Annotated in this window: 1 pseudogene; it reads right to left on the bottom strand. The window is 68.0% G+C overall.

What is annotated here, in order from left to right:
- A pseudogene (locus ACP4IX_RS36525) lies at positions 1–562 on the bottom strand (dipeptide epimerase); the annotation flags it as partial.

Below are 562 nucleotides of genomic sequence, written 5' to 3'. Positions count from 1 at the left end.
CGAGATGCCGTTCCAGGTTACCGTCGGTCCAGGCCTCGTTGGCATCCACGATCAGTTCGGCGTCCGGCGCAGCCTTCCGTACGGCGGCGATCCGGGCCTCGTCGCCGTCGCCCCCGAGCTTGATCTTGAGCAGCGGGCGGCGGGCAGCCTTGGCGGTTGCTTCCGCCATGGTCTCAGGTGTCCCCAGCGAGATCGTATAGGCCGTGGTCAGCGGGCGCGGCGCGGAGAGGCCAAGGAGCTCCCAGATGCGCTTTTCCGCCACCTTCGCCTCAAGGTCCCACAGGGCGCAGTCGAGCGCGTTGCGGGCGGCACCTGCACGCATCTCCCCTTGCAGCCCTAACCGGTCCAGCCCGCCATCGAGCGCGCCCTGCATGGCGAGGATGGCCTCCAGTGTTCCCTCCGGCGTCTCGCCATAACGGGCATAGGGAACGCACTCGCCGCGCCCGACAATGGCCTTACCGTTGGGGCCTTGGCGACTTACCTCGGCCACAATCACAACGGCTTCTGTCTTGGCGCCCCGGCTGATGGTGAAGCCGCCGGCAATAGGCCAGCGCTCGATCCG

This window comes from Streptomyces sp. WG5 (assembly GCF_049974565.1).
In the GTDB taxonomy this organism is placed as follows: Bacteria; Actinomycetota; Actinomycetes; order Streptomycetales; family Streptomycetaceae; genus Streptomyces.
Note: the sequence above shows the minus strand (reverse complement) of the source record. Positions and strands in the feature narration are given on the sequence as shown.